The organism is Prochlorococcus sp. MIT 1341 (genome assembly GCF_034092415.1).
In the GTDB taxonomy this organism is placed as follows: domain Bacteria; phylum Cyanobacteriota; class Cyanobacteriia; order PCC-6307; family Cyanobiaceae; genus AG-363-P08.
In genome coordinates this window covers 1,253,021-1,277,954 of the sequence record NZ_CP139304.1, presented here as the reverse complement: position 1 = coordinate 1,277,954, position 24,934 = coordinate 1,253,021, and the positions used below count along the sequence as shown (strand labels likewise).

Sequence of the window (24,934 nt, the reverse complement as noted above, 5' to 3'; positions counted from 1 at the left end):
TCAAATTAACTCGGCTTAACCCTCATTAAAACCTGGCCATATTCCACTGGGGTTCCATTATCAACGAGTATTTCTATTACTTCACCACCAACCTCAGACTCCAACTCATTCATAAGCTTCATCGCCTCAAGAATACAAACAGGTTGACCTATGCCTATACGTGTTCCCACCTCAACAAAAGGAGCCTCATCAGGACCGGGAGCTCGATAAAAAGTACCAACCATAGGAGCAGTAACATCCACCAGGTCAGCCCTGGAAGCCGTTACAGCCGGGGGAGGGGTTACAGGAGTAGAAGCTTCTACTTTGAACTCAGGAGGCGATGAAATCGCGGCCTCATGGACAACAGGAAGCGATGAGGGAGTGCTTGTTAAAGGACCAGGCAAATTGCGCCTGATTTCCAAACGAAAATCATCCCCTTCCAAGCGAAATTCCTGGATATCGCTTTCTGCTAAAGCATCAAGCAAAAGATGCAGTTGTTCGTGATCAAGCTGCATGGTGATTAGTTCTCACGACCTAAATAAGAGTCATTACGAGTATCGACCTTAATTTTCTCACCAACGGAAATAAACAAGGGAACCATAACCATTGCTCCTGTTTCTAGTTTGGCAGGCTTTGTACCACCTGTAGCAGTATCACCCTTTACACCAGGATCAGTCTCAGTAATTTCTAAAACCACAGAATTTGGCAACTCAACTTCTAAAGGCTTTCCATTCCAGTAAACAACGTTTACCTCCATACCTTCCTTTAGGTACTTCCGGCTCTCGCCAATCTGTTGGGAAGTAAGACGCGTTTCTTCATAACTAGACATATCCATAAAGACATAATCACTTGAATCCATATAAGTGTGCTGAAGAGTTGATTTCTCAAGCAATGCTTGTGGCACCATTTCACCAGCGCGAAATGTTTTCTCGACTACATTTCCACCTTGAACCGACTTGAGTTTTGTCCTTACAAACGCTGATCCCTTTCCAGGTTTGACATGTAAAAACTCAACAACACGCCAAACAGCCCCATCTAACTCAATAGTGGTACCAGTTCGGAAATCGTTGCTGGAGATCATTCCTGCAAAATCAATTATGAAATCATAGAGCTGTGCGAAAGTTCTTAAGCACTTGACACCAAAATGGCACGTACCCGGCTTCTACAAAACGTCTTATCAATAATTGCTGTAGGTTTTTTGATATTTACACAGCCAGTCTTGGCTGACCTTCCACCAGGTAATGCAGTAACCGATGCCACAGCAATTTTGCGTAATGCACTTCCCATAAAACAAGAGGAAATACAAAATCTTCAACATAAGCTCGAATCCACCAGAGAACTAATTAGAGGAAATCGCTGGCCATCTTTGGCGAAAATAGTTTCTTCAAGCAAATTCCTAATCACTAGCAAAAATCAAAAAATTATTGCAGCTATTCCGAAAGACAAATCAACTGAAGCAGAAACACTATTTAACTTAATAAATAAAAATCTAGACCAGCTTGAACTAGCTACCGAAGCCCAAAACAAAGATGCTTTTATTGAAAAAAGAGACCAAACCCTAAAATTAATAGGGGAAGTCGAAACCCTTTTAGTTGGAGATTTTCCTTTCCAGATTCCCGAAGAATATAATGCTCTTCCCAGACTGCTTGGAAGAGCAAGTGTAGACATCAGAACAACACAAGGCACTATCAAGGCTGTGATCGATGGTTACAATGCTCCTATAACTAGTGGTGCATTTATTGATTTAGCAATTAAAGGTTTTTACGACGGCTTACCATTCACTAGGGCCGAAGATTTTTATATTCTTCAAACTGGTGATCCTGAAGGGCCCGAAGTTGGATATATTGATCCTTCAACCAATAAATTAAGAGAAATACCATTAGAAATTCGCTCACCAGATAAAGTATTACCCTTTTATGGTCAATCTTTTGAAGAGCTAGGTCTCTACAAAACTACACCTGTGCTTCCGTTCTCCGCCTCAGGAACTCTTGGATGGGCTCATTCAAATGCATCTCTAAACGATGGTTCGTCGCAATTTTTCATGTTTTTGTATGAAGCCGAATTAACTCCTGCGGGAAGAAATCTTATTGATGGACGTAATGCAGCCTTTGGATATGTAGTAGATGGAAATGAAATATTAGAGAAACTAGGTGTTAACGATGAAATCATCTCTGTAAAAGTGACAGACGGGAAAGACCGACTTGCTCCGCATGGGTAAGCTGCTAAATAGTGAACGAAACTCTAAAACAACTAGGTGAAGACGAAATTCTAAATCGCATTTCGCATTATCTTCCTAATGGTCAAATAGAAGACGATACAGCGGTAATCTCTGCGAAAGGCAAAGAACTTTTAATAAATACTGATGTATTAGTTGAAGGTATTCATTTCAATGAATTAACTACTAATCCAGAGGATATTGGTTGGAAAGCAATCGCAGCGAACATTTCTGACCTATCAGCAAGTGGGGTAGAAGAATTCATTGGCCTAACAATCGGACTAATAACTCCTCCAAACACTAAATGGGAATGGGTATCAGGCGTATATGAAGGCATTAAAAGTGCTTTGAATCACTATGGCGGTGAAATTCTGGGAGGGGACTGTTCAAACGGAAAGCAAAAGTTAATTGCTATCACCGCTTTCGGCACCCTGGGACCACTGCATATACACAGAGGAAATGCCATCCCAGGCGATTACATAGTTGTTAGCGGTCCTCATGGACTGAGCCGTCTTGGCCTTGGTTTATTACTGAATGATCCACAAATTAAAGAATTGAATATTCAAAAATCACTGAAAGAAGAAGCAATAAAGTCTCATAGGAGACCTCATCCATCCATCCAAATTATTCGGAAGCTAGAAAAATGTAAGCCAAATCACTTGGCATGGCGGGCAGGAGGAACTGATAGCAGCGATGGACTCATTAAAGCACTTGAATGTATATGCAAAAGCAGTAAATGCTCAGCAGTAATTACAAGAAAAGACCTTCCCAAGCCATCTCATTGGCCAACAGGCAATCTTTGGGAAGACTGGTGCATCAATGGTGGAGAAGATTTTGAGCTGGTCCTCAGCCTTCCACCAACATGGGCAAAAGCCTTTATAGAAGAGGTCTCCACTAGCAAGATAATTGGGAAAATCGAATCTGGGCCAGCAAAAGTATTTTGGCGCGATGAAGACGGAGAAATTAGCTCTAAAACATCATATAAACACTTCTAAAAAGAAGACAATTTAAAAGAAACAGTCATCTTTTTAGAAGAACAGATTAATAAAAAAGGAAGTAATTTACTTCCAGTTCTTTGCAACAATCTCAGCCAGATCTACCACTCTTTGGCTATAACCCCACTCATTATCGTACCAAGCAAGTACCTTCACCATATTATCTCCAATGGACATTGTTAATGCCTCATCAACAATAGTTGACTCATTAGTCCCTGCATAATCACTTGAAACCAAAGGCAGGTCCCCATATTTAATAATACCCTTCATAGAACCTTCAGAGGCTGTTTTTAAAGCAGCATTCACTTCTGCAGCAGTAGTAGATCGCCCTGCTTCAAACACCAAGTCCACAGCACTAACATTAGGAGTAGGAACACGCATAGCAATTCCTGTTAGCTTTCCTTGCATTTGCGGATAAACCAAAGCAACCGCCTTTGCTGCACCAGTTGAGGTTGGAACAATATTCATTGCTGCAGCCCTAGCCCTGCGAAGATCCCTATGACTGTTATCTAAAATTCTTTGATCTCCAGTATAACTATGAATTGTAGTCATTAAACCCTTATTGATTCCGAATTCCTGGTCCAATACTTTTACAATAGGCGCGAGACAATTAGTAGTGCAACTTGCGTTACTTAGAATGTCAAAGGATTCATGTCGGTATTGATCAGCATTAACACCAACAACATAAGTACCTACACCATCTCCCTTTCCAGGAGCTGTAAGAATGACTTTTTTAGCACCGGCCTGAATATGCTTACTTGCACCCACATCAGTATTAAAAACACCTGTTGATTCAATCACTATATCTATATCCCACTCCTTCCATGGCAGATTTAAAGGGTTCCTATCTGAAAAACATTTGATAGTTTTTCCGTTAATTATGAAAGTATCATCTGTATAACCAATCTCGGCATCTTTAATCTGTCCCAGAATTGAATCGTACTTCAGGAGATGGGCATTGGTTTTAGGGTCAGAAGTGACGTTAATACCGACAACCTCAATACCCGTATTAGATCCTCGACTAAGCCAACAACGCATAAAGTTGCGACCAATACGTCCGAATCCATTAATCGCAACACGCAAAGTCATGAGAAAAGCGGTTCAACCGCAAAAAGTAATTGGGCGCTGATCATACAGAAATGCCTTGAAATCCCTCTATCTTTTTAGTCATATCTCAAAAAAGGCGGACCTGACGAGCAAAAAACCTTTGTAAAAGCATCGAAAAACAGCGATCAATGGCATTGGGGCAAAGACTGTTCTATGTTTCAATTCTTGTCCTCAGCCAATTGGCTATCACCCTAAAAAGCCAAAGACACATTCACTTCATTGGTATTGGCGGTATAGGTATGTCTGCCTTGGCCATGATCCTCTCTAACCGTGGGCACATCATTTCAGGATCTGATACTCGCTATAGCTTGATAATTCAGCGCCTGGAAGATGCAGGTATCAAAATTTTTACCGAACAAACTGGCGAAAATATCAAATCCATATGCACAAAAAGACAGGATTCGCCCTTAATAGTTATCAGTTCGGCTATTTCCAAAGAGAATCCTGAACTAAAGACAGCAGAAAAAAAACAACTCCCAATTTGGCATCGATCTGACCTCTTAGCAGCTCTTATAGCCGACCAACCCTCCATCGCAGTTACGGGAACACATGGGAAAACAACAACCAGTACATTCATTACAACAATGCTTGCGGAGGCTGGAGAGGATCCAACCGCCTTAATTGGAGGGCTAGTCCCCTGCTACTCAAGCAACGCTCATAGCGGGCAAGGGGCTTTACTAATCGCAGAAGCTGATGAGTCAGATGGAACTCTGATCAAATTCCAAGCAGCGCTAGGTGTCATAACAAACCTGGAACTAGATCACACAGATCATTACTCAAGCCTCGAACAAATAATTGACACCATGAAAGAATTTAATCATGGGTGTGACGGACTACTGGCCAATTATGACTGCAACATTCTTCGAGAACACATAAGCCCTTCAGCTTGGTGGTCTGTAAAAACACATGAAAATGTAAATTTTGCTGCAATACCTATCCACCTAGAAGGAAATCAAACAACTGCTAAATTATATGAGGATAGTAAATATATAGAGACAATAACATTACCAGTTCCAGGTATACATAACCTAAGCAATGCCATTGCCGCATATGCCAGTTGCAGATTAATGGGCGTCTCGAAGATAAAACTCATCAATGCTATCTCTTGCCTTAAAACTCCGCTTAGACGTTTTGAATTTCGCGGCAATTGGGAAAAGCGTTTAATAGTCGATGACTATGCTCATCATCCAAGTGAGATAAAAGCAACTTTAACTATGGCAAAACTAATGATTCAAACAGGAAAAAGCTCTCTTCCAAGTACACCAAAAAGAATTATAGCGGTCTTCCAACCTCATAGATTTTCAAGAGTTAAGCAATTCCTTAAGGAATTTATTGAGGCACTTGCAACTTCAGATCTCATTATAATTGCACCTATCTATGGAGCAGGTGAAAAACCCATTGAAGGAATAAACAGCAATAACATTGCAAAAGAAGCAAAAAAAATATACCAAGATATTCCTATCCTAGTTGGAGAAGATATGAATGAAATCACACAATTAATCAAAGATCAAAGTCAACCTGAAGATTTAATCCTTGCAATGGGTGCAGGTGACATAAATTCTCTTTGGAAATTATTAATACAAACAGACAACAAAGAGAAATCTTTGACCAACTAAATATCCAGCAATGAAATTAGACAAACTAGTTTCTCTTTCAACTTTTACAACATGGAAAGTTGGTGGACCTGCTGAATTTTTAGCAGAAGCAACAAATCAAAATGAAATTAAAAGCCTTCTTCAATTTGCACATCAAGAAAAGATGCCCTATCAAATTATTGGAGCAGGGTCTAATCTTCTAATAAACGACTCAGGGCTAGAAGGTCTAACTATATGCACAAGAAAACTTCAAGGAAGTGAGATCAACAATATAGATGGATATGTCGAAGCAGTGGCTGGGGAATCTCTGCCAACATTAGCCAGAAAAGTTGCAAAAGCTGGCCTTCATGGCCTTGAGTGGTCCATTGGGATTCCAGGAACAGTAGGTGGAGCTACTGCTATGAACGCAGGAGCTCAAGGAGGATGTATTGCTGAGAGGTTAGATTCAGCTTTAGTCATGGCATTGGACAGCAAAAAGGCATTCCGGATATACAACAAAGAGCTTGACTTTGGTTATCGATCAAGTCGAATACAAAAGGAACAAATGATTGTTCTATCAGCTCGGTTTCAACTTGAACCGGGACACAACCAAAGGGTTATAGAAAAGCATAACAATGAAAATCTTCATCATCGACTAGAAACACAACCCTACCAATTACCAAGTTGCGGCAGTGTTTTTCGAAACCCAGAACCATTAAAAGCTGGGCAACTAATAGAGAATTTAGGCCTTAAAGGGAAAAGAATCGGTGATGCTGAAATTTCCAAAAAACATGCGAATTTTATTGTGAACAACGGCAACGCAAAGGCTCATGACATTGATACGCTCATACGACTCATACAAAAAGAAGTCAAAGAAGCCCATCAATTGCTACTTCATCCAGAAGTAAAGCGACTGGGCTTCTAAGCAAACGTTTAATGTGCAAATCGCCACTACATCAACAATGGCTGGATTCGGTCTCCCAAACTTCGGTCAAATCACCGAAGCCTTTAAAAAAGCACAACAAATCCAAGAAAAGGCCCAAAAACTACAAGAAGAGCTTGACGCAATGGAGCTAGAAGGGAAAAGCTCCGATGGTAGAGCCAGTATTTGGTTATCAGGCAACCAAAAACCAATACGGGTGGAACTTGCAGCTTCACTTCTATCCCAAACAAAAGAAGAAATCGAGCAATCAATCCTGGAAGCACTTGAAGCAGCTTATGAAGCATCAACCTCTACGATGAAAGAAAGGATGAATGAAATTACCGGTGGCCTAAACCTTAACTTGCCTGGCCTGGAAAGCTCAGACTAAACATCTCCTGAACAAAGTTTCTATAAAACGAATATCTTTCCCAGTTTTTATTCAAACCACAACCTAATTCATCGAGATGAAGGCAATTACGAAATCTACAGGGATAATCCTTTAATTGGCTACGTATTTCAGGGAATAGAGCAGCTATCTTAGATGGCTCGACAAAGATTTCAGGTCTATTGAATCCAGGAGTATCAGCTACCCTACTATTACTTGAAAGACTAAATAACTCTACATGCCTAGTTGTATTTTTTCCACGGCTAATTTTTTCTGATAATGTTCCAACCTTTAAATCTGTACCAGGAATCAGCTTATTAAGTAAACTACTTTTTCCAACACCCGAAGGACCAAAAACTACCGATAAGCTTTTTCTAAATATATGTTCTTTAAGCCTCTTGAGACCCTCTCCAGTTTTAACGGACACAGAAAAAGGTCGATATCCCCAACTATCAATTCTTGCTAATTGTTTATTCATCTCATCAGTAGAAACTAAATCCATTTTCGTCAATAAGAAATCAACCGATAAGCCTGTATTTTCTGCCGTTAACAAAAACCGACTCGCTTGAGTAAAATCAAAGACGGGTTCCTTATGAGCCAAAACAACAATTATATTAGAAACATTAGCAACTGCTGGCCGCTTTAACCAACTTTTCCTCGAACAAACTTCATTTACAACAGCTGTCATGTTTCTGCAACATATTTCTTCCAGTAACACAAAATCGCCAACATATATTGAGTCTCCAAAATGTTTTAAGCGGCTTCTAGCTGTACATAAAAAGCGATTTAACGGCTTTGAATTTGTTATTGTATTCTGGTCTTTCAAACTTTGCTGTTCGTCAAGAAGTTCAACATTAAAAAAGTTAGCTTGCTTAGAAACAACAATTCCCAGACAGCTCAAAATATTAATCCTCTCCGCAAACAACCAAAATAGTTATTGACTTTACATCTTTCTGAATAATCTGAACATAATGCCCAGCTTCTTGAAGACCATTAACCACCATAAATTCCGGTTCACCTCTATCTAAATTTACAAAAATCCTATCTTTTTTCTTCAATTGCTCTAGAGCAAGTGACACGCGAACAAAATTCAAAGGGCAAGGTATTCCTCTTAAATCAATTTGCTGTTTAGGCAAGTTCACTGTCTCTGCCTATTGACGGAATAAACGAGAAAATAAACCGCTTTTATGATAATGATATTGGGATCCGCGTGCAGAAAAATGACTTGCTAACTTCTCTAGGAGTGATCTCTCATCATCTGAAATTCGCTTAGGAAGTTTAACTTTTACTGTAATTCTTTGATTACCTCTCGCCACTGGATTGCCTAACTTTGGAATTCCTTTATTCTCTAAAGTTAAAACTTCATTGGGTTGTGTTCCAGATGGAATCTCTAAAGAAGTTGGCCCATCTACAGTATCAACTTCAATAGTGTCTCCTAAAATTGCTTGAAGATAGCTGATATTCACTTCAGATAAAATCGTAAGACCGTCACGTTGCAAACGCGGATGATTTTTTACCTTCAGGAAAACATAAAGATCACCAGAAGAACCTCCTCTAAAGCCAGCATTACCTTCTCCTGAAACTCGTAAACGCGTCCCAGTATCTACTCCTGCTGGAATATTGATACGTAATTTCTTTCTTATTTGTTGAACACCTTTCCCTCCACAGCCTCCGCAAGGATTTGATATAACCTGACCACTCCCAGAGCAATTGGGACATTCAGCAACCTGAGTAAAACTGCCAAATGGAGTTCTAGTTGCTCTTCGTACCTGACCTACCCCACCACAGGTATTGCAACTCGTAGGACCACTGCCTGATTTCGCACCTGTTCCCCTACAGCTAGAACAACTTTCTAAATGAGGGACTTTTATTTCTTTCTCCTCTCCAAAGACAGCCTGCTGAAAATCAATAGTTAAGTCATAACGCAAATCATCGCCTTGCTGAGGCCCTCTTCTCTGAGTCCGAGTACCCCCTGGCCCACCAAAACCACTAAAAAAAGTTTCAAACAAATCTGCAAATCCACCCATATCTCCCATATCTGGCATACCTGCAGCCCCACCCAAACCAGCTTCTCCAAACTGATCGTATCTTGCTCGTTTTTCTGGATCCCCTAAAACCTCATAAGCACGTCCAATCTCTTTAAATTGCTCCTCAGCTCCAGGATCTTTATTTATATCTGGATGATACTTTCTTGCTAAGCGGCGATAAGCACGCTTTAGAGAATCTGCATCAGCATCTTTGCTGACTCCAAGCAAATCGTAAAAATCAGCCATTAAGCCCTCTTCACTCCTTAAATATCAAGATGCCTATTAAATTCATTCCGTATCCTCTTTTGGATCACTTTGTTGTTCTACAGAAGACTCTTGAGATGAATTGACTAAATTTTCTAATTGAGCATTTTGTCCAGGGCCTGGACCCATCGAAACCTTTACAAGAGCATGTCGTAATACCTTTCCATTTAAGTGGTAGCCACGCTGTAACTCTTCAACAACAATATCCTCAGGCTGCTCCTCACTTGGCTCTCTCATTACAGCCTCATGCAGATTTGGATCAAAAGCTTGTCCAATCACCCGCATCGGTGCAACACCAAGTTGCTTCAAAACATCCACCAATTGCTTGTACAACCCCTGATAACTTCGATGCAGTGCTTGTGCTTCTTCACCTTGTGGATCAAGCTGCTGACGAGCTCTTTCAAAGTTATCCACTATAGGTAGGATTTCGGACAAAGTTGAGCAGATCAACTGCAGGCGCAAATCATCATGATCTCGACTTTGACGCTTACGAAAATTATCAAAATCAGCTGCAATCCTCATATATTGACTTTTCAAGGTTTCATGCTCCTTTTCTAATTGCAGCAAGCGGGTTTCATTATCAGCAGAAGACTTCTGTGGGGTTGCTTCAGCTTCGATATCAGTTTCAGGGTTCTTGATAGGGCCCAAATCTTGATTTTGATTATCGAGCTCTGAAGCTGATGACTTACTCACTTCGATCATCTCATCTGTAGAAGGCGTGTCTAGAGAAGAATCTTGAACTGAATTTGATTGTTCACCACTCATGCTGACCATAAAACTCGCCTATACATACTTTGAATGGAGAAGCACTCCTGGCACAAGCGGGGGAAGCCCGCACCTTTCTGCTCACATACCTTGTTTTAGTGCCCTAAAACTATGCTTGCAATATCCCAAGGGGAACTATGAATATGCAATTGCTTTACCTGCAAGCCAACCACTTGTCCAACAATGTTGAAAATTAAATCCACCTGTCACACCATCAATATCAAGCAACTCCCCAGCAAAATACAAGCCTGGGCAAATCCTACTTTCAAGCCTCACGGAATCAACCTCAGACAAGGGAACCCCTCCGGCAGTTACAAACTCCTCACCAAAGGGTCCTCGTCCAGAAATTTCATACTGACTTGCTGTTAAAGCCTCCAACAAAGCAAGCTCTTTTTGAGAAGAAAGTTCAGCCCAACGAAGTGAAGAGTCAACACGGATTTGCTTTAAAAGAACTAACCAAAGTCGTTTGGGTAACGCCCTAAAGGGTCTCGCCTGTAAAAGTGTCTTTGAAGCTCCCTCATAACGAAATTGATTCAAGATCTTACTTATAGAAGATCGATGAAAATTTGCTAACCAATTTACTGTCAAACGACCCTTATACGACAAACGATGTAATTCACGGGCAGCAAATGCAGTCAAACGCAAAACTGCAGGGCCACTAATACCCCAATGTGTAAGCAGAACTCTGCCAATTTCCTGAAATTTTTTATCTGACGTATGCAAAGTTAAAGCAATATTATCTAAAGCAATGCCTGAACAATCTTTTAGCCAAGATGCATCTAATCCTAAAGAGAAAAGAGAAGGTACAGGTTGCACAATACTATGTCCAACTAACTGGGATAATCTTCTGCCTAAAGGATGTCCGCCCGTAGCTAGTAAAACTTTTTGAGAAGCATATTTTGTATCGTCCTTACAAGTAAGCAAAAAACCATTTTTCTTTGAAAATTGCAAATCTCTTACAGCTGATTTCAATCGCAAAGAAACACCTACTTTCTGCGAGGTAGATCTCAAGCAATCAATAACAGAAGAAGAGCGATTACTACTAGGAAACATCCTTCCATCAGATTCAGCAACTATTTTGAGCCCTCTATCTGAAAACCAATTAACCACATCAGCACAAGCAAATCTATGGAATGCACCTAATAGTGCCTGCCTTCCTCTTGGGTAATAATCAACTAAATCACGTGAGTCCCAACAAGCATGTGTAATATTGCATCGGCCACCACCACTAATAAGTACTTTCTGTAATGGCGAAGAAGTGGCTTCTAAAATAAGAGGGGAGACAACACCATTTTCCGCAGCTGTAATGGCCGCCATAAAACCTGAAGGGCCACCCCCAACAACTAGAAGTTCATGCTGATGGTCGAAATGTGAGGGCAATTCCGTTGTTGCAATATCGCTTGCCTGTAGGACGAGGCCCGTCATTAAAGACATGACCCTGGTGTCCACCGCAACGAATACAATGATATTCAGTGCGAGGAACAATTAGCTTAAAGTCAGTCTTAGTCTCTACAGCATTTGGCAAAGGTTCCCAAAAACTAGGCCAGCCTGTACCACTATCAAATTTCGAAGCGAAAGAAAAAAGAGGTAAATCACAGCCTGCACAATGATAAATACCTTCTCTCTTCTCATTGTTTAATGGACTAGAAAAGGCTCTCTCAGTTGCCTCCTCTCGCAAAACAGCAAACGCCTCCCTAGAAAGACGTTTCTTCCAGTCAGCCTTGCTAAGAGCCCAATTATTATCTTCTGAAGCTAACGTTTCTGCCAAGGCTAATAAAGGATGAAAGCAAACTCCACCATATGCTGTAATTGCACCTAAAAGCAATAAACGTCGATTAATAATAAAAGAATTACTTTGCATACAATCAAAAATCTCTATAAAGACAGAATAAAGCTCTTAAAATCTTAAATGATAGCTAAACAAATAAATGCTTAAGCAATACTCTTCAACCAACACAAAATCCTATCAATTTAGTATTGCACCAATGCTGGACTGCACTGATAGGCACTTCAGGGTTCTCATGCGACAAATAAGTAAGAAAGCTCTTTTATATACTGAAATGATAGTTGCACAGTCTTTACATTACACTCAGCGTCGTGATCGATTACTTGATTTTGATTTCATTGAACACCCAATAGCTTTGCAGCTCGGAGGTGATAATCCCAAACTCTTAGCAGAAGCAGCTTGTATTGCAGAAGATTGGGGTTACGACGAAGTAAATTTAAATATTGGATGTCCAAGTCCCAGAGTTCAATCAGGAAATTTTGGAGCATGCCTTATGGCAGAACCTAAAAAGGTGGCATGTTGCATTGAATCAATGACAAAAGCAACCCGACTGCCCATCACAGTCAAACACCGTATAGGCATAGATAATCTAGATAATCTTGAGCTGCTAATAGAGTTTGTAGATCATCTTTCAATTGCAGGAGCCAAAAGATTTGCAGTGCATGCAAGAAAAGCTTGGTTAAAAGGGCTCAACCCAAAACAAAATAGAACTATCCCTCCTCTTCAATACGAAAGAGTTGCAGAATTAAAAGCAAAAAGACCTAACTTACTAATTGAGCTGAATGGTGGTTTGCAAACACCTAGCGATTGCCTACAGGCATTAACTATTTTTGATGGAGCAATGGTGGGAAGAGCTGCATACGAACATCCTCTTAGATGGCAACATATAGATGAAGTAATTTTTGGTGGATCCCCAAAATCAATTACTGCTTCAGATGTAATTAAAGGGATCCTACCTTATGCGGAAAAACACTTAAATAATGGCGGAAATCTTTGGGACATATGCAAGCACGTAATTCAAATAGTGGAAGGAGTTCATGGAGCACGAAAATGGAGGCATGAATTATCAGTTTCGGCTCAAAAAAAGAACGCTAATTTAAAGGTACTAGAACACTCAGCCAAACAACTAGAAGATGCAGGGCTGTGAATGATTTATTTATTCTTTTTTGCGTAATTTAGGGCTCTCAACCACCAAAATCTTCGGTATTTTCTGGAGCTGCACCCCTACGTCGTCTACTCCTCCGATCATCATCAGATGCATTCTCTGTGGAAGCTCCTCCCCCATAACTTCTATCTTCCCAACCACTAGCACCTGAGGGCCCACGATCAGCAGGCTCACCACCGCCGTAGTTACCACCACCGCCGCCACCGCCGTAGTTACCACCACCGCCGCCGCCGTAGTTACCACCACCGCCACCGCCGTAGTTACCACCACCGCCGCCACCGTAGTTACCACCACCACCGCCGTAGCCACCGCCACCGCCGTAGTTACCACCGCCGCCACCGCCGTAGTTACCACCGCCGCCACCGCCGTAGTTACCACCGCCGCCACCGCCGTAGTTACCACCGCCGCCACCGCCGTAGTTACCACCGCCGCCACCGCCGTAGCCACCGCCACCGCCGTAGCCACCGCCGTAGCCGCCGCCGCCGCCGCCTCTTCGGGGAGCACTACCTCTAGGCTCAGCTTTATTGATCCTGAGTGGACGACCCATCATTTCAGCGCCTTGAAGTGCTTCTATGGCAGCAGCCTCAGCTGCTTCATCAGCCATTTCAATAAACGCAAACCCCCTTTTTCGACCCGTATCTCGCTCTAAGGGGAGCGCACAGTTTGCTACCTCTCCAAAAGGTGCAAACAACTCAACCACGTCTTCCTGCTCAGCGCGGAAGGGAAGATTGCCAACGAAAATACTCACTTTGCTAATTGACCGTAAAAATGGACCTGTGGGAAAAATCGCCACTTGTGAATAACTCTAATAAAAATTATTCACTTATGACTTAAATAGAGTAGACCCAAGCGGGTATTTGGATCATTACTTCTAGAGATCAAAACGATTTTTCCAAAAATTCAATTGCTCCTTTACGCGAGAAAAAGCTGTACCACCTTCACTTGTACGAGAAGCAACTACCGCTCTAGGCAAAATGCTGTCATAAATATCGTTCTGAAAACAAGGAGAAAGTTCCTGCCATTGCTCAAGAGTGAGGTCACGTAACAAGATTCTTTCGTTAATACAACGTTTAACCAAACTCCCAACCATTTGATAAGCCTCGCGGAAAGGAACACCTTTCCTTGCCAAATAATCAGCGACATCGGTAGCATTAGAGAAGTCAGACTCAACAGCCACAGAAAGACGTTCTGTACAAAACTCAAGCCCCTCATCCATAAGAATAGTCATTGCATTTATACAATTATGAGTAGTTTTAACAACATCAAAGAGAGCTTCTTTATCTTCCTGAAAATCCTTATTATAGGCAAGTGGCAATCCTTTCATCATTGTCAGTAGACTTTGAAGATGTCCAAAAACACGGCCACACTTTCCTCTGACCAGTTCAGGGACATCAGGATTCTTTTTTTGAGGCATTAAACTACTTCCTGTTGCACAACGATCAGTAAGTCGAACAAACGCAAATTCCTCTGTTGCCCAAAGAATAACCTCATCAGCTAAACGACTTAAATGAATCATTATTAAAGCAGATGCGGAATTAAATTCTATAGCAAAATCTCTATCACTTACTGCATCAAGACTATTTGAATAAACATCATCAAATCCAAGCATTTCAGATGTTTTGCGTCTGTCAATTGGCACTGATGTGCCCGCCAAAGCTGCAGACCCTAAAGGACATATGTTAACTCTTTTTCTTACATCAACTAATCTTTCTCTGTCTCTTTGCAGCATCTCAACATAAGCAAGTAAATGATGCGCTAAAGAAAGCGGTTGTGCTCTTTGGAGATGAGTGTATCCTGGAATAAGGACATATAAATTTTCCTCTGCTTTAGATAATAGAATTTTCTGAAAAGATTCTAACTGTTTATCCAATAAATCTATCTGTCTCCGTAACCATAATCTTATATCAACTCCAACTTGATCATTCCGACTTCTCCCTGTATGAAGCTTTTTCCCAAGCTTACCTATCTTGGCTATTAGTCTCCTTTCCACTGCAAAATGAACATCCTCATCATTTAGGTCAGGAACAAATGTTCCCGACAGTTCTTCTGAGCGAATTTCTTCAAGTGCTTTTTCTATTTGCAAACTTTCATCTGGCGAAATAACGCCACATTCTCCTAACATGCGTACATGAGCAATAGAACCATCCAAATCTTCTTGTAAAAGTTGAATATCAAAACCAATAGACGCATTAAATTGCTCGATTGCTGGATGCAATCCCTGATCAAACCTATCGCTCCAGGTATTACTCACAATAAGATGTTATGTAATCTTGCAAGTAAATGCTAAAAAGTTCATGAAATACTCTGGGGCACAGATGGCAAAGCAAGACCATCGGGTATCTTCAAGACAACCATAGAAGCATCATCTTCAAGATGGTGGTCAGGACCAACAAATGCATCTAATCGACTAAATAAATCATCCAAAATACCTTGAGAAGATTTTCCACTTCTACTGGCAACCTCTAAAGTTCGAATCAAACGGCTTTCGTTAAAACGATCTCCGGCCATACCCGAGGCTTCCGTTACCCCATCTGTGTAATAAAGAATAACGTCTCCGGGTTCTAAAACAATTTCACCACATACATATTCTGCTTCTGCTTGCAAACCAATCAACAAACCCGCTGCATCAAGCCTAGTTACTGACCGCTGCTGAGAACGCCATAGCAATGGTGGATTATGGGCAGCATTTGCAAATCTCAAACGACGAGATCGAGGATCATAATCAGAATAAAAAAGAGTAACAAACCGATGAGAATGTGCAAGATCTTCTAAGGCCAACTGATTTAGATCATGCAATATGCGATCAGGTGGCAATCCACTTAAAACTTCAGCACGCAACATCCCCCTAAGCATGGTCATCAAAAGACCTGCTGGGACTCCTTTACCCATAACATCACCAACCACTAAAGCCCAACGACTTCTTTCTCTACGACGACCAGTCAATTCAGGCCGAGTTGGCATAAAATCATAATAATCTCCTCCTACCTGATAAGCAGGTCTACATCTTGCAGACAATTCGACACCCTCAATAACTGGACAATGATCAGGTAAAAGCTGAGCCTGAATCTCAGCTCCAATAGTTAATTGCCGATCAACACTCTCATGCCTACGAACCAATTGAAGACTGCAATCATTTTCAATGGCAACACCAGTCAAATCAGCAACCAACTGAACATTTCTTCTATGTGCCTCACTCCAAACAAGAGATCCGCGAGGATCAAAAACATATAGGCGCCCCCTTTCTCGACCACGAGAAACTATTGATGTAGCAAAAATGCCCACACCAGCCATATGACGCTGCACCAATCGATCCATCTCTAAGATTTGATTACCATCTCGTCCAAAACCTTCTTGTGTTCCTGGCTTAAAAGAAGCCAATTGCCTTAACAATTCCTGAGAATCAGCAATTGGTACAACCTGTAAATGTTCTCGCCAAATACTTCCATTTTCCTGAAACGGGACCAATAAAGACCCGTCTACACCAACTAAACGAGATGTAAAAACTGGTACCAACTCAAGAAAAGAATGCAAGTTGGTAAAACTTCTAATAGCAAACCCTAAAGAAGACAACAAATCCTGATTAGAACGCTGCTCTCTGGACAAACTATCCAACAAAGCACGAACCGCAGACGATACTGTCAGAGACTCAGATGTACTCCGAACCGAAGGTATTGAATGTCGCTGTGGTGCTTTTCTATTCACCACCAAAACTTGAAGAGGATTTGAAACGTAGCAAAACCAACATAAAGAAACTATTAAATCATCGTTTAGCTAGTAAAGCTTCAACAAATTCAAAGCTATTAAAAGGTCGCAAATCATGAAGACCCTCGCCAGCACCTACAAATCGAATTGGCAGATTCGCTTCAGAAGAAACCGCCAAAGCAACACCCCCTCTGGAAGTGCCATCTAATTTTGTAATAACAACACCAGTTAATCCCGCAGTCTTGCTAAAAGCCATAGCCTGTCTTAAACCATTTTGTCCCTGACTAGCGTCCAACACCAATAACGACTCAACACAAGCATCAGGCTCCAATCTGTCAATTATGCGACGCACCTTATTGAGTTCCTCCATCAAATTATTCTTTGTCTGAAGACGTCCGGCTGTATCAACTAACAAAAGATCAGCATTCTTGGATTTCGCAGCACCAATTGCATCAAAAACGACAGCTGCGGGATCCGCATTGGCTGAAGCATTTGCGATAACTGGAACACCGCTACGTTCTCCCCATACTTTGACTTGCTCAACTGCTGCTGCGCGAAATGTATCGGCTGCTGCAATCAAAGTAGAAAAACCACTTCGAACTGACAAATTAGCGATTTTCCCAAGTGTTGTTGTTTTTCCAACACCATTTACTCCAACAAACAACCAAATATTTAGACGACCTCGTACTGGAGAAAGAATATTTTTACCAGTCGCTTTAATAGGAGCTTCAATCAAATTACAAAGTTGCTGCTTAAGAAATCGCAATCCTGCTTCTGGTTCAACAACCTCTTGATTCATTTTGAAACGCAACGCATCCAAAACTTGATCTGTAGCTGATACCCCAGCATCAGAACGCAAAAGCAATGTTTCCAAATCATCGAGAACCTCAGGAGTGAGTGGGTCATCTCCCAAGTTTTCTAATAACCCAGTGACAAAACTTTGACGAGTACTTTCAAGTCCTCTTCTTAAACGGCCTAACCAATCAACTTCTTCCAATGAGACTTGACTTGCATCACGTCCCTGTGCAGCCAAGACTTCTGCTGACCAAGTAAAAGTTTCATCAAATTCTCCCAACTGCACACCTTCTTCAATTGAAGCATCATGTTTAATATCTTTTAAAGATAAATTATCAGGCCTAAAATCTGCATCTAAATTAGAAACTCCAGGAATAGTTTGTGAATTTAAATCAGTAGTATTTGGTTCTTTAATGTTTTTATTGTTGTCTACATTCTCAGTGTTTATTAAATTAGACTGATGAGAAAGGTTCTTCTCTTCAACTTGCAAATTTTCTACTTTTTGTTCTTCTTGTTTTGCCTTTAATGCTGCATATGCTTTACGCGCCCACTCTATAGAATCTTCTTCTTCTGAACTATTTAAAGGAGAGCTAACCTGACCAGCTCCTGAATCTATTTTAAAAGAAGAATCAGAATCTTGATTATTGTTCATTTGATACCTTTAGATAAAACAGAGTCTTGGAATTTTCGTAAAATTCCATTAATCATTCTACGACCCTGATCATCACTATATCTATTTGCAAGTTCAACAGCCTCATTACAAGCAACAGCCTCGGGAGTTTTTAAAATCATTAAATCAACACAAGCAAGTCGAAGGATATCTCTATCAATTCGTGGCAATCTTTTTAAACGCCAGCCTTCCATAATCTGATCCAAGCGATGATCAATATTATTTCGATTTTGCAGGACTAAATTTATACGATGAATAGCACCCTTACGAATTTCATCTTGATCTGATAAAACCAATAGTTGTGGTATTTCAACACTTGCAGATAAGCCATTTAACAACTTCTCAGCTTCCGTTAGACAATTAACTAAACATTTTCTAGTTTCATCAATAGAAATAGATGGAGACTCTAAAGGATCAGTCTGAACTAAGTTTTGCTGTGCTGTCTCCAACTCAATTGCACAATTATCAAGCACCTCACGCCAATGCTGTTTAAGAGTTTCTATGGACTTCTGAATCAAAAGATCCAAAGAAGCATGATCGTCTAAGGCAATACTACTTTCAGAAATTTGTCCTAAAACCAATAGGGACAACTCTCTAGAAAAGGACCTAGATTGCATCATAGATCAAGAGAAGAAGAAAAATATTGCCTCAAGCCTGGGATGATGTTGAGGAAGGAGTTGTTCGAGCTCTTAACTGAGAGAACAAACTAGAAAAACTACGATTAACAGGAACTTCCCTCTCATCAGGATTAACAATACCTGCGGAAATTATCGTTCTAAAAGCATCTTCAACGGAAATATTTAAATCTTTAACAGAAGATTCTGGAACAAGCGTGTACCAACCGGTTGTTGGGTTTGGTGCTGTCGGAATAAAGACACTAAGCAAAGGTTGATCTAATTCAGGCTGCAATGAAGGACCAACTAAACCTGTAACAAAACCAACACTAAAAAGGCCCTCTCTTGGATATTCAACAAGCACTACACGTCGAAACCTCTTTGAGTTGTCCCGTAAAAAAGTCTCTAATAGTTGTTTTAGAGTTTTATAAACAGAACCTGCAAGAGGAATACGAGACAAAGTACCTTCCCCAAACTCAAGTAACCATCGCCCAACAATATTTCTTGCCATTAAACCAATTAAAAGAATGCCCAACAAAGGCACAGTCAAACCCAATGCAAGGTTAATCAAATCTTGCAAAAGTGGATTGAGAGTAATAAAAGGATTTAATTGCTTAGGAACAGAAGTCAAAAAAGCAAGAACAAATCTACTCACAACAGTCGATAGCCAGATGGTTGTTGCCAATGGAATCACCACTAACAATCCAGCTATGAGATCATTTTTAAGATCCTGCTGAAGCCTTGCGGCTAGAGGAAGATCAGGTCTGGGGTTTGATTCGACCAAGGAGCATCAAATTCCTTTCACATCATAAGGTTAATCTCACTAAATATAACGAGAAAGATCATTTTGTGAGATGTCAGGCAAATGCTGACAAAGCAATTAACACAAATGAGACAGCCAAAACCACTCCTCTCAAAGTACTTGCAGAAAGCCTTTGCTTTATCGCAATTTTGCGCTGTTTTTCGTCAAGTCTAATTTTAAAAATCATCTGATCCAATTGCTATCCACAAATTCCATTGCCACAGCTTGCTTCTCAGCCTCTGTTTCCTCAGCAGAAATCTGACCTCACTGAACAAACTGCATTGAGAAGGCTCCTAAAATATTAGGGTCTTTTAAGATGTTCACGCATCATCGATAACTGATTTTTTCCTCTGTCAAGGCAATTTATCCCGAGTCTTCTAAAAAACTTAGATTTTCATAAACATCAAAAAAGTTGCAATAAACCACAAGAAGGCAAAACAACTTGAAAAGGGAGAATCACCCATCCCATCCTTTTCTGAAAAGACACCGAAGCCTCTAGACGCATACTAAAAGCCATAAGCATCAAACCAACAAATCCCATTGAGGGTTTGGTAATTAAGCATTCAAAAACAATTCCTGAAGTCTTCTTTCCGAAAACAAGGCAAAAGACGCAAAAACACTAATCTGCAACAAGAGGAGTAGGGCCAAAGTGATTCCTAGTCAGCAAAACAGGAACCTTCTATGGAAAAAAAACGAAAGATTATCTTTTAAAGGCACAACAAAAATGTTTAAAAGTAATTAATTCTAGGTTTCTGATAATGAAAATCATAGAAAGCCAATCCGAACTCACCAAAGCCCTTAAAGAAGTGGCTAGAAAACAAGGATTTAATCCAATTGGAATTGCAAAAGTTCCAGGCAGCAATCGGTTAAAACTACGAAACCAAGCTTTAGAAAGATGGCTCGCAGCAGGGAATCACGCAGAAATGAAATGGATGGAAACCAGTACTAGAAAAAAAATAAATGAATTATTAGTTAATGCAAAAAGCATTTTAAGTGTAGGGCTCAATTACTATGTAAAAGAAAAACAACATTCCGAAAGCCTACTAATTGCAAGATATGCCTGGGGAGAGGATTATCACAAAATCTTGAAAGATAGATTAAAGATAATTAGCAAATGGTTGAAAATACAACGTCCGAATTGTCAATTTAAAATATGTGTAGACACCTCACCCTTACTTGAAAAAGCATGGGCAGAAGAAGCTGGTATTGGATGGATCGGCAAACACAGCAACCTAATTAATCAAAAAAACGGTTCATGGATGGTAATAGGCCATTTGCTATGTACAGAAAAACTCACTGCGGACAAGCCATCAAAACCTCTTTGCGGAACTTGTGAAGAATGCATCAAAGCATGTCCAACAAATGCCATCCATGAACCATTTGTTGTCGACTCAAGAAAATGCATTGCGTATCATACGATCGAAAATCGTCAGGAGAATCTACCTATAAACATTGCTGCTGAAATAGGAAAATGGGTAGCAGGCTGCGATATATGTCAAGAAATATGTCCCTGGAATAAGTCCTCAATTAAAGAAAGCAATGATCCTGATATCACCCCAAGAGAGTGGATAATGAAGTTAACCTATAATCAAGCCTTATCATGGGATGAAAAAACTTGGCAAAAAAAATTAAAAGGGTCAGCATTAAAAAGAATTAAGCCTTGGATGTGGCGAAGAAATGCTTTAGCGACAAAAAATAGTATTTCTAGTAGTCTGAAAGGGAAAGAAAAGTAGAATGAAACACACCAATCCTGGCCTATCAAAAGCAAGTCATTGGTTGCTAGTGACCCTTTTCAGTTTATCTGCAGGCTTGTTAGCAACACCTTCTAAAGCCTTTGTTCCTTATTTATATCAGCCAAACAAAAATAGTCTTCGAGCTACAAGTCTAAGTATTGGACGTACAGCAGCACAATTATTACAATTGGGACAAGCTAAAGAAGCTGAGCGATTGGCAGAATTATCAGTAAGACTTGTCAAAACTGATGATAAACTTTGGGCTATCCTTGCAGAAGCACAATTAAGAGCCAATAAACTTGAAAAAGCAAAGGCATCTCTCAAAAAAGCAAAATCAATAAATCCTAAAAAAGGAAGTCTGTGGTTTGCAGAGGCATCTATAGAGTTACAAGAAAAAAACACAAATAAAGCTATTGAGCTATTAAACAGAGGCTTAAAGTTAGAACCTGAAAATGCAGGGGCTTATTTCCATTTAGGAAATGCAAAGATAATGCAATTAAAATTTAGAGCTGCATTATTAGCCTTTGAGAAGGCTACAAAATTAAAACCTACATTTTGGGAAGCTTTAAATAATAAAGCACTAGTACTCTTTGAAATTGGAGACATTAAAACATCAATAAAGACTTGGCGAGAAGTTATTCAAATCAATGCAAATGCTGAACCAATGCTAGCTCTTGCAGCTGGCATTTATCATGCAGAAAAAAATAACGAAGAGGCACTCAAACTTGCAAAAGAAGCATTATCTAAAAATCCAAACTATGTCTCATCTAAATACCAAGAAAAACAACTATGGGGGGAAAAGTTAAGAGCAGCCACTAAAGCACTTCTCTCTTTACCTGAACTGCAGGCAAACGTAGAAAGAGCCCGAGCCAATTCCGAACCATAATCAAAAAGTACTGGTAAGACGAGCAAAAATATGTAGGCTAAACATTGCGTGGTTGCAAAAGTCCCCTAGCTAAATGGCTGAGGAACGCCTAAAACCAATCTCCTTGCATCAAGAGATGCAACGCTCATATCTCGAATACGCAATGAGCGTAATCGTTGGAAGAGCGTTGCCAGATGTTCGTGATGGACTGAAACCAGTTCAAAGACGAATCCTATTTGCAATGCACGAGCTTGGTCTTACACCAGATAGACCCTATAGAAAATGTGCTCGTGTCGTTGGAGATGTACTTGGCAAATACCATCCCCATGGAGATCAAGCGGTATATGACGCACTTGTTCGTTTAGTTCAAGATTTTTCAAGCCGATATCCAATTCTTGATGGACATGGAAACTTTGGATCTGTGGATGATGATCCTCCAGCTGCAATGAGATATACAGAGACAAGACTTGCAGGAATTGCATATGAAGGTTTGCTTTCAGAAATTGGAGAAGAGACAGTAAATTTTTCCCCAAATTTTGATGGTTCACAACAAGAGCCAACAGTACTTCCAGCACAACTTCCATTTCTATTGTTAAACGGATGTTCAGGAATTGCTGTAGGTATGGCAACTTCTATACCACCACATAATCTGAATGAACTTGTTGACGGGTTAATCGCATTAATTAAAAAACCAGAAATAAAAGATGAAAAATTATTAGAAATTATTCCAGGTCCCGATTTCCCAACAGGAGGTGAAGTTCTAATGGGAAGTGGACTTCGGGAAACTTATCTAAAAGGGAGAGGAAGTATTCCCATGAGGGGAATCGCACATATTGAAGAAATTCATCCCGGTAAAGGAAAGCACAAAAGAAACGCAATAATCATTACAGAATTGCCTTATCAATTAAGCAAGTCGGGTTGGATTGAAAAATTAGCTGACATGGTAAACGACGGTAAAATCAATGGAATTTCAGATATTCGAGACGAAAGTGATAGAGATGGTATGCGAATCATGGTTGAACTGAGAAGGGATTCTGATGCAGAAAAAGTATTATTAGAAATCCAAAGAAGAACATCTCTTCAAAATAACTTTGGAGCAATTCTGCTTACTCTAGTAAATGGACAACCAAAACAATTGTCATTAAAGGAGTTATTGTCAGAATTCCTAAATTACAGAGAACTTACTATTATAAAACGTACAAGATTTAACCTTCAAAAAACAATTAATAGACTTGAAATAATAGAAGGTCTAATAGAAGCCATTAAAAATTTACAAGTAGTTATATCAATGATTCAAGAAGCTAAAGATGCTGCTACAGCAAAAGCAAAATTAATGGTTAGATTAAATTTAAATGAAAAACAATCAGATGCAGTTTTAGCTATGCCTCTAAGAAGGCTAACGGGTTTGGAGCAACAAAACTTAAAAGACGAATTTAATAGTCTTAAAATTAAAAAAGAAGAGCTTGAAGAACTTCTGAACAACAGGCAACATTTATTGAATACACTTATAAAGGAATTGAAATTATTAAAGAAAAGATTTGGAGATAAAAGAAGAACAAAACTAATAGAAGGCGGGGATCGTATATTAGCTGAAAAGGCTGCTATTCAAAGACCCACTACAGAAAGTCTAAGAAAACTTGCTTTTGACTCAATACCAAATGACCATAAGATCCTTGTTCAATATAACCATGAAATCAAAATATTAAGTACAAAGGTTTTAGATAAATTACATCTAAAAGAGGAATGTAATGTTACTGAAGACATAGTTCCAGGAAAATTAATCCTGCCAATCAATGAATCACCAAAATTAATTGCAATTACAGAAACAGGAAGAGTTGCAATAATTCGATGGGAGTTTGCGAATCAACAACCTGGAAAGTTAAATAATTTTTTACCAGGAGGTTTAGAAGGCGAGAAAATAATTGAAATACTAAAAATACCAGAAAAAAAATCTATAAGCCTTGGGCTGCTTAATAACGACGGAAGGTTTAAAAGAATTGCTATTGAAGAAGTTTTAGATTTATCAGGAAGAGCATCTACATTAGTAAAACTAAAAGAAGGTACGAAATTAAAATCTGCGACTATCTGCGAAGAAAAAGGATATTTAATACTTGTAAGTAATCTTGGAAGAATTCTAAAACTAAAGATTAATACAAATAATACTCCTCTTATGGGTAAGCTAGCACAAGGGCCAATGACAATGAAACTACTTCCTAATGAAGAATTAATTGGTGCATCAAGTATTTCCCAAAACTCAACAAAAAAATTATTTATGGCTACAAAACAAGGAAGAATTTGTAGCTTAGAAACAAAGGGTATCCGTGAAAATCGTCGGGGGGCAATGGGAAGCATGGGAATCTATTTGATAGACAAAAAACTAGAAAAAGATAGAATTATCACATTTTGTATGGAAGAATCAATAATTGGATTAGGTACTAATTTAAACAGATTTGGAAGAATAAAACAAGAAAATCTAAATATTAAAAACCTGAAAGAACTAGATACAATTAAACTAAAAGACAATGAGTATATAAACAGACTGATGCCTATCTATAACCTAAACTAAAAA

25 protein-coding genes are annotated in these 24,934 nt (G+C 39.7%); 9 read left to right on the top strand and 16 right to left on the bottom strand.

The window, feature by feature from the left end:
- Positions 1-5: 5 nt before the first annotated feature.
- The gene (gene accB / locus SOI84_RS06440; protein ID WP_320675399.1) at positions 6-500 is read right to left on the bottom strand and encodes an acetyl-CoA carboxylase biotin carboxyl carrier protein; all 495 of its coding nucleotides are present in this window, start codon (positions 498-500) and stop codon (positions 6-8) included.
- Entirely contained in the window at positions 500-1,060 is a 561-nt protein-coding gene (gene efp / locus SOI84_RS06435) for an elongation factor P (protein WP_320673734.1), read from the bottom strand. The genes accB and efp overlap by 1 nt, the downstream gene beginning before the upstream one ends.
- Positions 1,061-1,123: 63 nt before the next feature.
- Here efp and SOI84_RS06430 point away from each other — a divergent pair, with 63 nt between their 5' ends.
- Entirely contained in the window at positions 1,124-2,197 is a 1,074-nt protein-coding gene (locus SOI84_RS06430; RefSeq protein ID WP_320673733.1) for a peptidylprolyl isomerase, read from the top strand.
- Between the two features lie 11 nt (positions 2,198-2,208).
- Entirely contained in the window at positions 2,209-3,189 is a 981-nt protein-coding gene (gene thiL, locus SOI84_RS06425) for a thiamine-phosphate kinase (RefSeq protein WP_320673732.1), read from the top strand.
- Between the two features lie 66 nt (positions 3,190-3,255).
- Here thiL and gap read toward each other — a convergent pair whose 3' ends face one another.
- The gene (gene gap / locus SOI84_RS06420) at positions 3,256-4,278 is read right to left on the bottom strand and encodes a type I glyceraldehyde-3-phosphate dehydrogenase (RefSeq protein WP_320673731.1); all 1,023 of its coding nucleotides are present in this window, start codon (positions 4,276-4,278) and stop codon (positions 3,256-3,258) included.
- 146 nt (positions 4,279-4,424) lie between these two features.
- On the opposite strand from gap, the gene murC reads away from it, so the two are divergent.
- Genes murC through SOI84_RS06405 form a run of 3 tightly spaced genes read left to right on the top strand, consistent with a single transcriptional unit; the run spans position 4,425 to position 7,180 of the window.
- Entirely contained in the window at positions 4,425-5,912 is a 1,488-nt protein-coding gene (murC, locus tag SOI84_RS06415) for a UDP-N-acetylmuramate--L-alanine ligase (RefSeq protein WP_320673730.1), read from the top strand.
- A gap of 10 nt (positions 5,913-5,922) precedes the next feature.
- Positions 5,923-6,795: a UDP-N-acetylmuramate dehydrogenase gene (murB, locus tag SOI84_RS06410; protein WP_320673729.1), complete on the top strand. Its 873-nt coding sequence runs from the start codon at positions 5,923-5,925 to the stop codon at positions 6,793-6,795.
- Positions 6,796-6,832: 37 nt separating this feature from the next.
- Positions 6,833-7,180, top strand: a complete 348-nt coding sequence (locus SOI84_RS06405) for a YbaB/EbfC family nucleoid-associated protein (protein WP_320675398.1) — start codon at positions 6,833-6,835, stop codon at positions 7,178-7,180.
- On the opposite strand, the gene rsgA is transcribed toward SOI84_RS06405, so the two are convergent.
- The 6 genes from rsgA to msrB form a co-directional block, all read right to left on the bottom strand.
- Positions 7,149-8,081: a ribosome small subunit-dependent GTPase A gene (gene rsgA / locus SOI84_RS06400; protein ID WP_414153629.1), complete on the bottom strand. Its 933-nt coding sequence runs from the start codon at positions 8,079-8,081 to the stop codon at positions 7,149-7,151. The two genes, SOI84_RS06405 and rsgA, sit on opposite strands and share 32 nt — an antisense overlap.
- A gap of 1 nt (position 8,082) precedes the next feature.
- Complete coding sequence (locus tag SOI84_RS06395; protein ID WP_320673727.1) at positions 8,083-8,319, bottom strand: sulfurtransferase TusA family protein; 237 nt, start codon at positions 8,317-8,319, stop codon at positions 8,083-8,085.
- Between the two features lie 9 nt (positions 8,320-8,328).
- Positions 8,329-9,450 carry a molecular chaperone DnaJ gene (gene dnaJ, locus SOI84_RS06390; protein ID WP_320673726.1) on the bottom strand — a complete coding sequence of 374 codons (1,122 nt, stop codon included), beginning with the start codon at positions 9,448-9,450 and terminating at the stop codon, positions 8,329-8,331.
- Positions 9,451-9,492: 42 nt separating this feature from the next.
- Positions 9,493-10,233 (bottom strand): nucleotide exchange factor GrpE, encoded by a 741-nt coding sequence (grpE, locus tag SOI84_RS06385; protein WP_320673725.1) that lies wholly within the window; start codon positions 10,231-10,233, stop codon positions 9,493-9,495.
- A gap of 135 nt (positions 10,234-10,368) precedes the next feature.
- The gene (locus SOI84_RS06380; RefSeq protein WP_320673724.1) at positions 10,369-11,658 is read right to left on the bottom strand and encodes an NAD(P)/FAD-dependent oxidoreductase; all 1,290 of its coding nucleotides are present in this window, start codon (positions 11,656-11,658) and stop codon (positions 10,369-10,371) included.
- Positions 11,585-12,094, bottom strand: coding sequence for a peptide-methionine (R)-S-oxide reductase MsrB (gene msrB / locus SOI84_RS06375; RefSeq protein WP_320673723.1), 510 nt, complete (start codon positions 12,092-12,094; stop codon positions 11,585-11,587). The genes SOI84_RS06380 and msrB overlap by 74 nt, the downstream gene beginning before the upstream one ends.
- 67 nt (positions 12,095-12,161) lie before the next feature.
- Here msrB and dusA point away from each other — a divergent pair, with 67 nt between their 5' ends.
- Complete coding sequence (gene dusA / locus SOI84_RS06370) at positions 12,162-13,166, top strand: tRNA dihydrouridine(20/20a) synthase DusA (RefSeq protein WP_320673722.1); 1,005 nt, start codon at positions 12,162-12,164, stop codon at positions 13,164-13,166.
- 37 nt (positions 13,167-13,203) lie between these two features.
- Here the strand turns inward: dusA and SOI84_RS06365 are convergent, their stop codons facing one another.
- The 7 genes from SOI84_RS06365 to SOI84_RS06335 all read right to left on the bottom strand — a co-directional run bounded on the left by SOI84_RS06365 (position 13,204) and on the right by SOI84_RS06335 (position 20,308).
- On the bottom strand, positions 13,204-13,932 hold the full coding sequence (locus SOI84_RS06365; protein ID WP_320675397.1) for an RNA-binding protein: 729 nt from the start codon (positions 13,930-13,932) through the stop codon (positions 13,204-13,206).
- A gap of 123 nt (positions 13,933-14,055) precedes the next feature.
- Complete coding sequence (argH, locus tag SOI84_RS06360) at positions 14,056-15,435, bottom strand: argininosuccinate lyase (protein ID WP_320673721.1); 1,380 nt, start codon at positions 15,433-15,435, stop codon at positions 14,056-14,058.
- A gap of 41 nt (positions 15,436-15,476) precedes the next feature.
- Positions 15,477-16,886, bottom strand: a complete 1,410-nt coding sequence (locus SOI84_RS06355) for a GAF domain-containing SpoIIE family protein phosphatase (RefSeq protein ID WP_320673720.1) — start codon at positions 16,884-16,886, stop codon at positions 15,477-15,479.
- Between the two features lie 58 nt (positions 16,887-16,944).
- Positions 16,945-18,333: a signal recognition particle-docking protein FtsY gene (gene ftsY / locus SOI84_RS06350; protein WP_320673719.1), complete on the bottom strand. Its 1,389-nt coding sequence runs from the start codon at positions 18,331-18,333 to the stop codon at positions 16,945-16,947.
- The gene (gene nusB, locus SOI84_RS06345; protein WP_320675396.1) at positions 18,330-18,968 is read right to left on the bottom strand and encodes a transcription antitermination factor NusB; all 639 of its coding nucleotides are present in this window, start codon (positions 18,966-18,968) and stop codon (positions 18,330-18,332) included. The genes ftsY and nusB overlap by 4 nt, the downstream gene beginning before the upstream one ends.
- A 31-nt stretch (positions 18,969-18,999) precedes the next feature.
- Positions 19,000-19,749: a DUF502 domain-containing protein gene (locus SOI84_RS06340; RefSeq protein ID WP_320673718.1), complete on the bottom strand. Its 750-nt coding sequence runs from the start codon at positions 19,747-19,749 to the stop codon at positions 19,000-19,002.
- A 421-nt stretch (positions 19,750-20,170) separates the two neighbouring features.
- Entirely contained in the window at positions 20,171-20,308 is a 138-nt protein-coding gene (locus SOI84_RS06335) for a hypothetical protein (protein ID WP_320673717.1), read from the bottom strand.
- 217 nt (positions 20,309-20,525) lie between these two features.
- On the opposite strand from SOI84_RS06335, the gene queG reads away from it, so the two are divergent.
- The 3 genes from queG (at position 20,526) to SOI84_RS06320 (ending at position 24,931) form a co-directional block, all read left to right on the top strand.
- On the top strand, positions 20,526-21,500 hold the full coding sequence (gene queG / locus SOI84_RS06330; RefSeq protein WP_320673716.1) for a tRNA epoxyqueuosine(34) reductase QueG: 975 nt from the start codon (positions 20,526-20,528) through the stop codon (positions 21,498-21,500).
- 1 nt (position 21,501) lies between these two features.
- Positions 21,502-22,386, top strand: a complete 885-nt coding sequence (locus SOI84_RS06325; RefSeq protein ID WP_320673715.1) for a tetratricopeptide repeat protein — start codon at positions 21,502-21,504, stop codon at positions 22,384-22,386.
- A 73-nt stretch (positions 22,387-22,459) separates the two neighbouring features.
- A complete protein-coding gene (locus SOI84_RS06320) occupies positions 22,460-24,931 on the top strand; it encodes a DNA topoisomerase (ATP-hydrolyzing) (RefSeq protein WP_320673714.1) in 2,472 nt (823 codons plus the stop codon).
- Positions 24,932-24,934 lie beyond the last annotated feature (3 nt).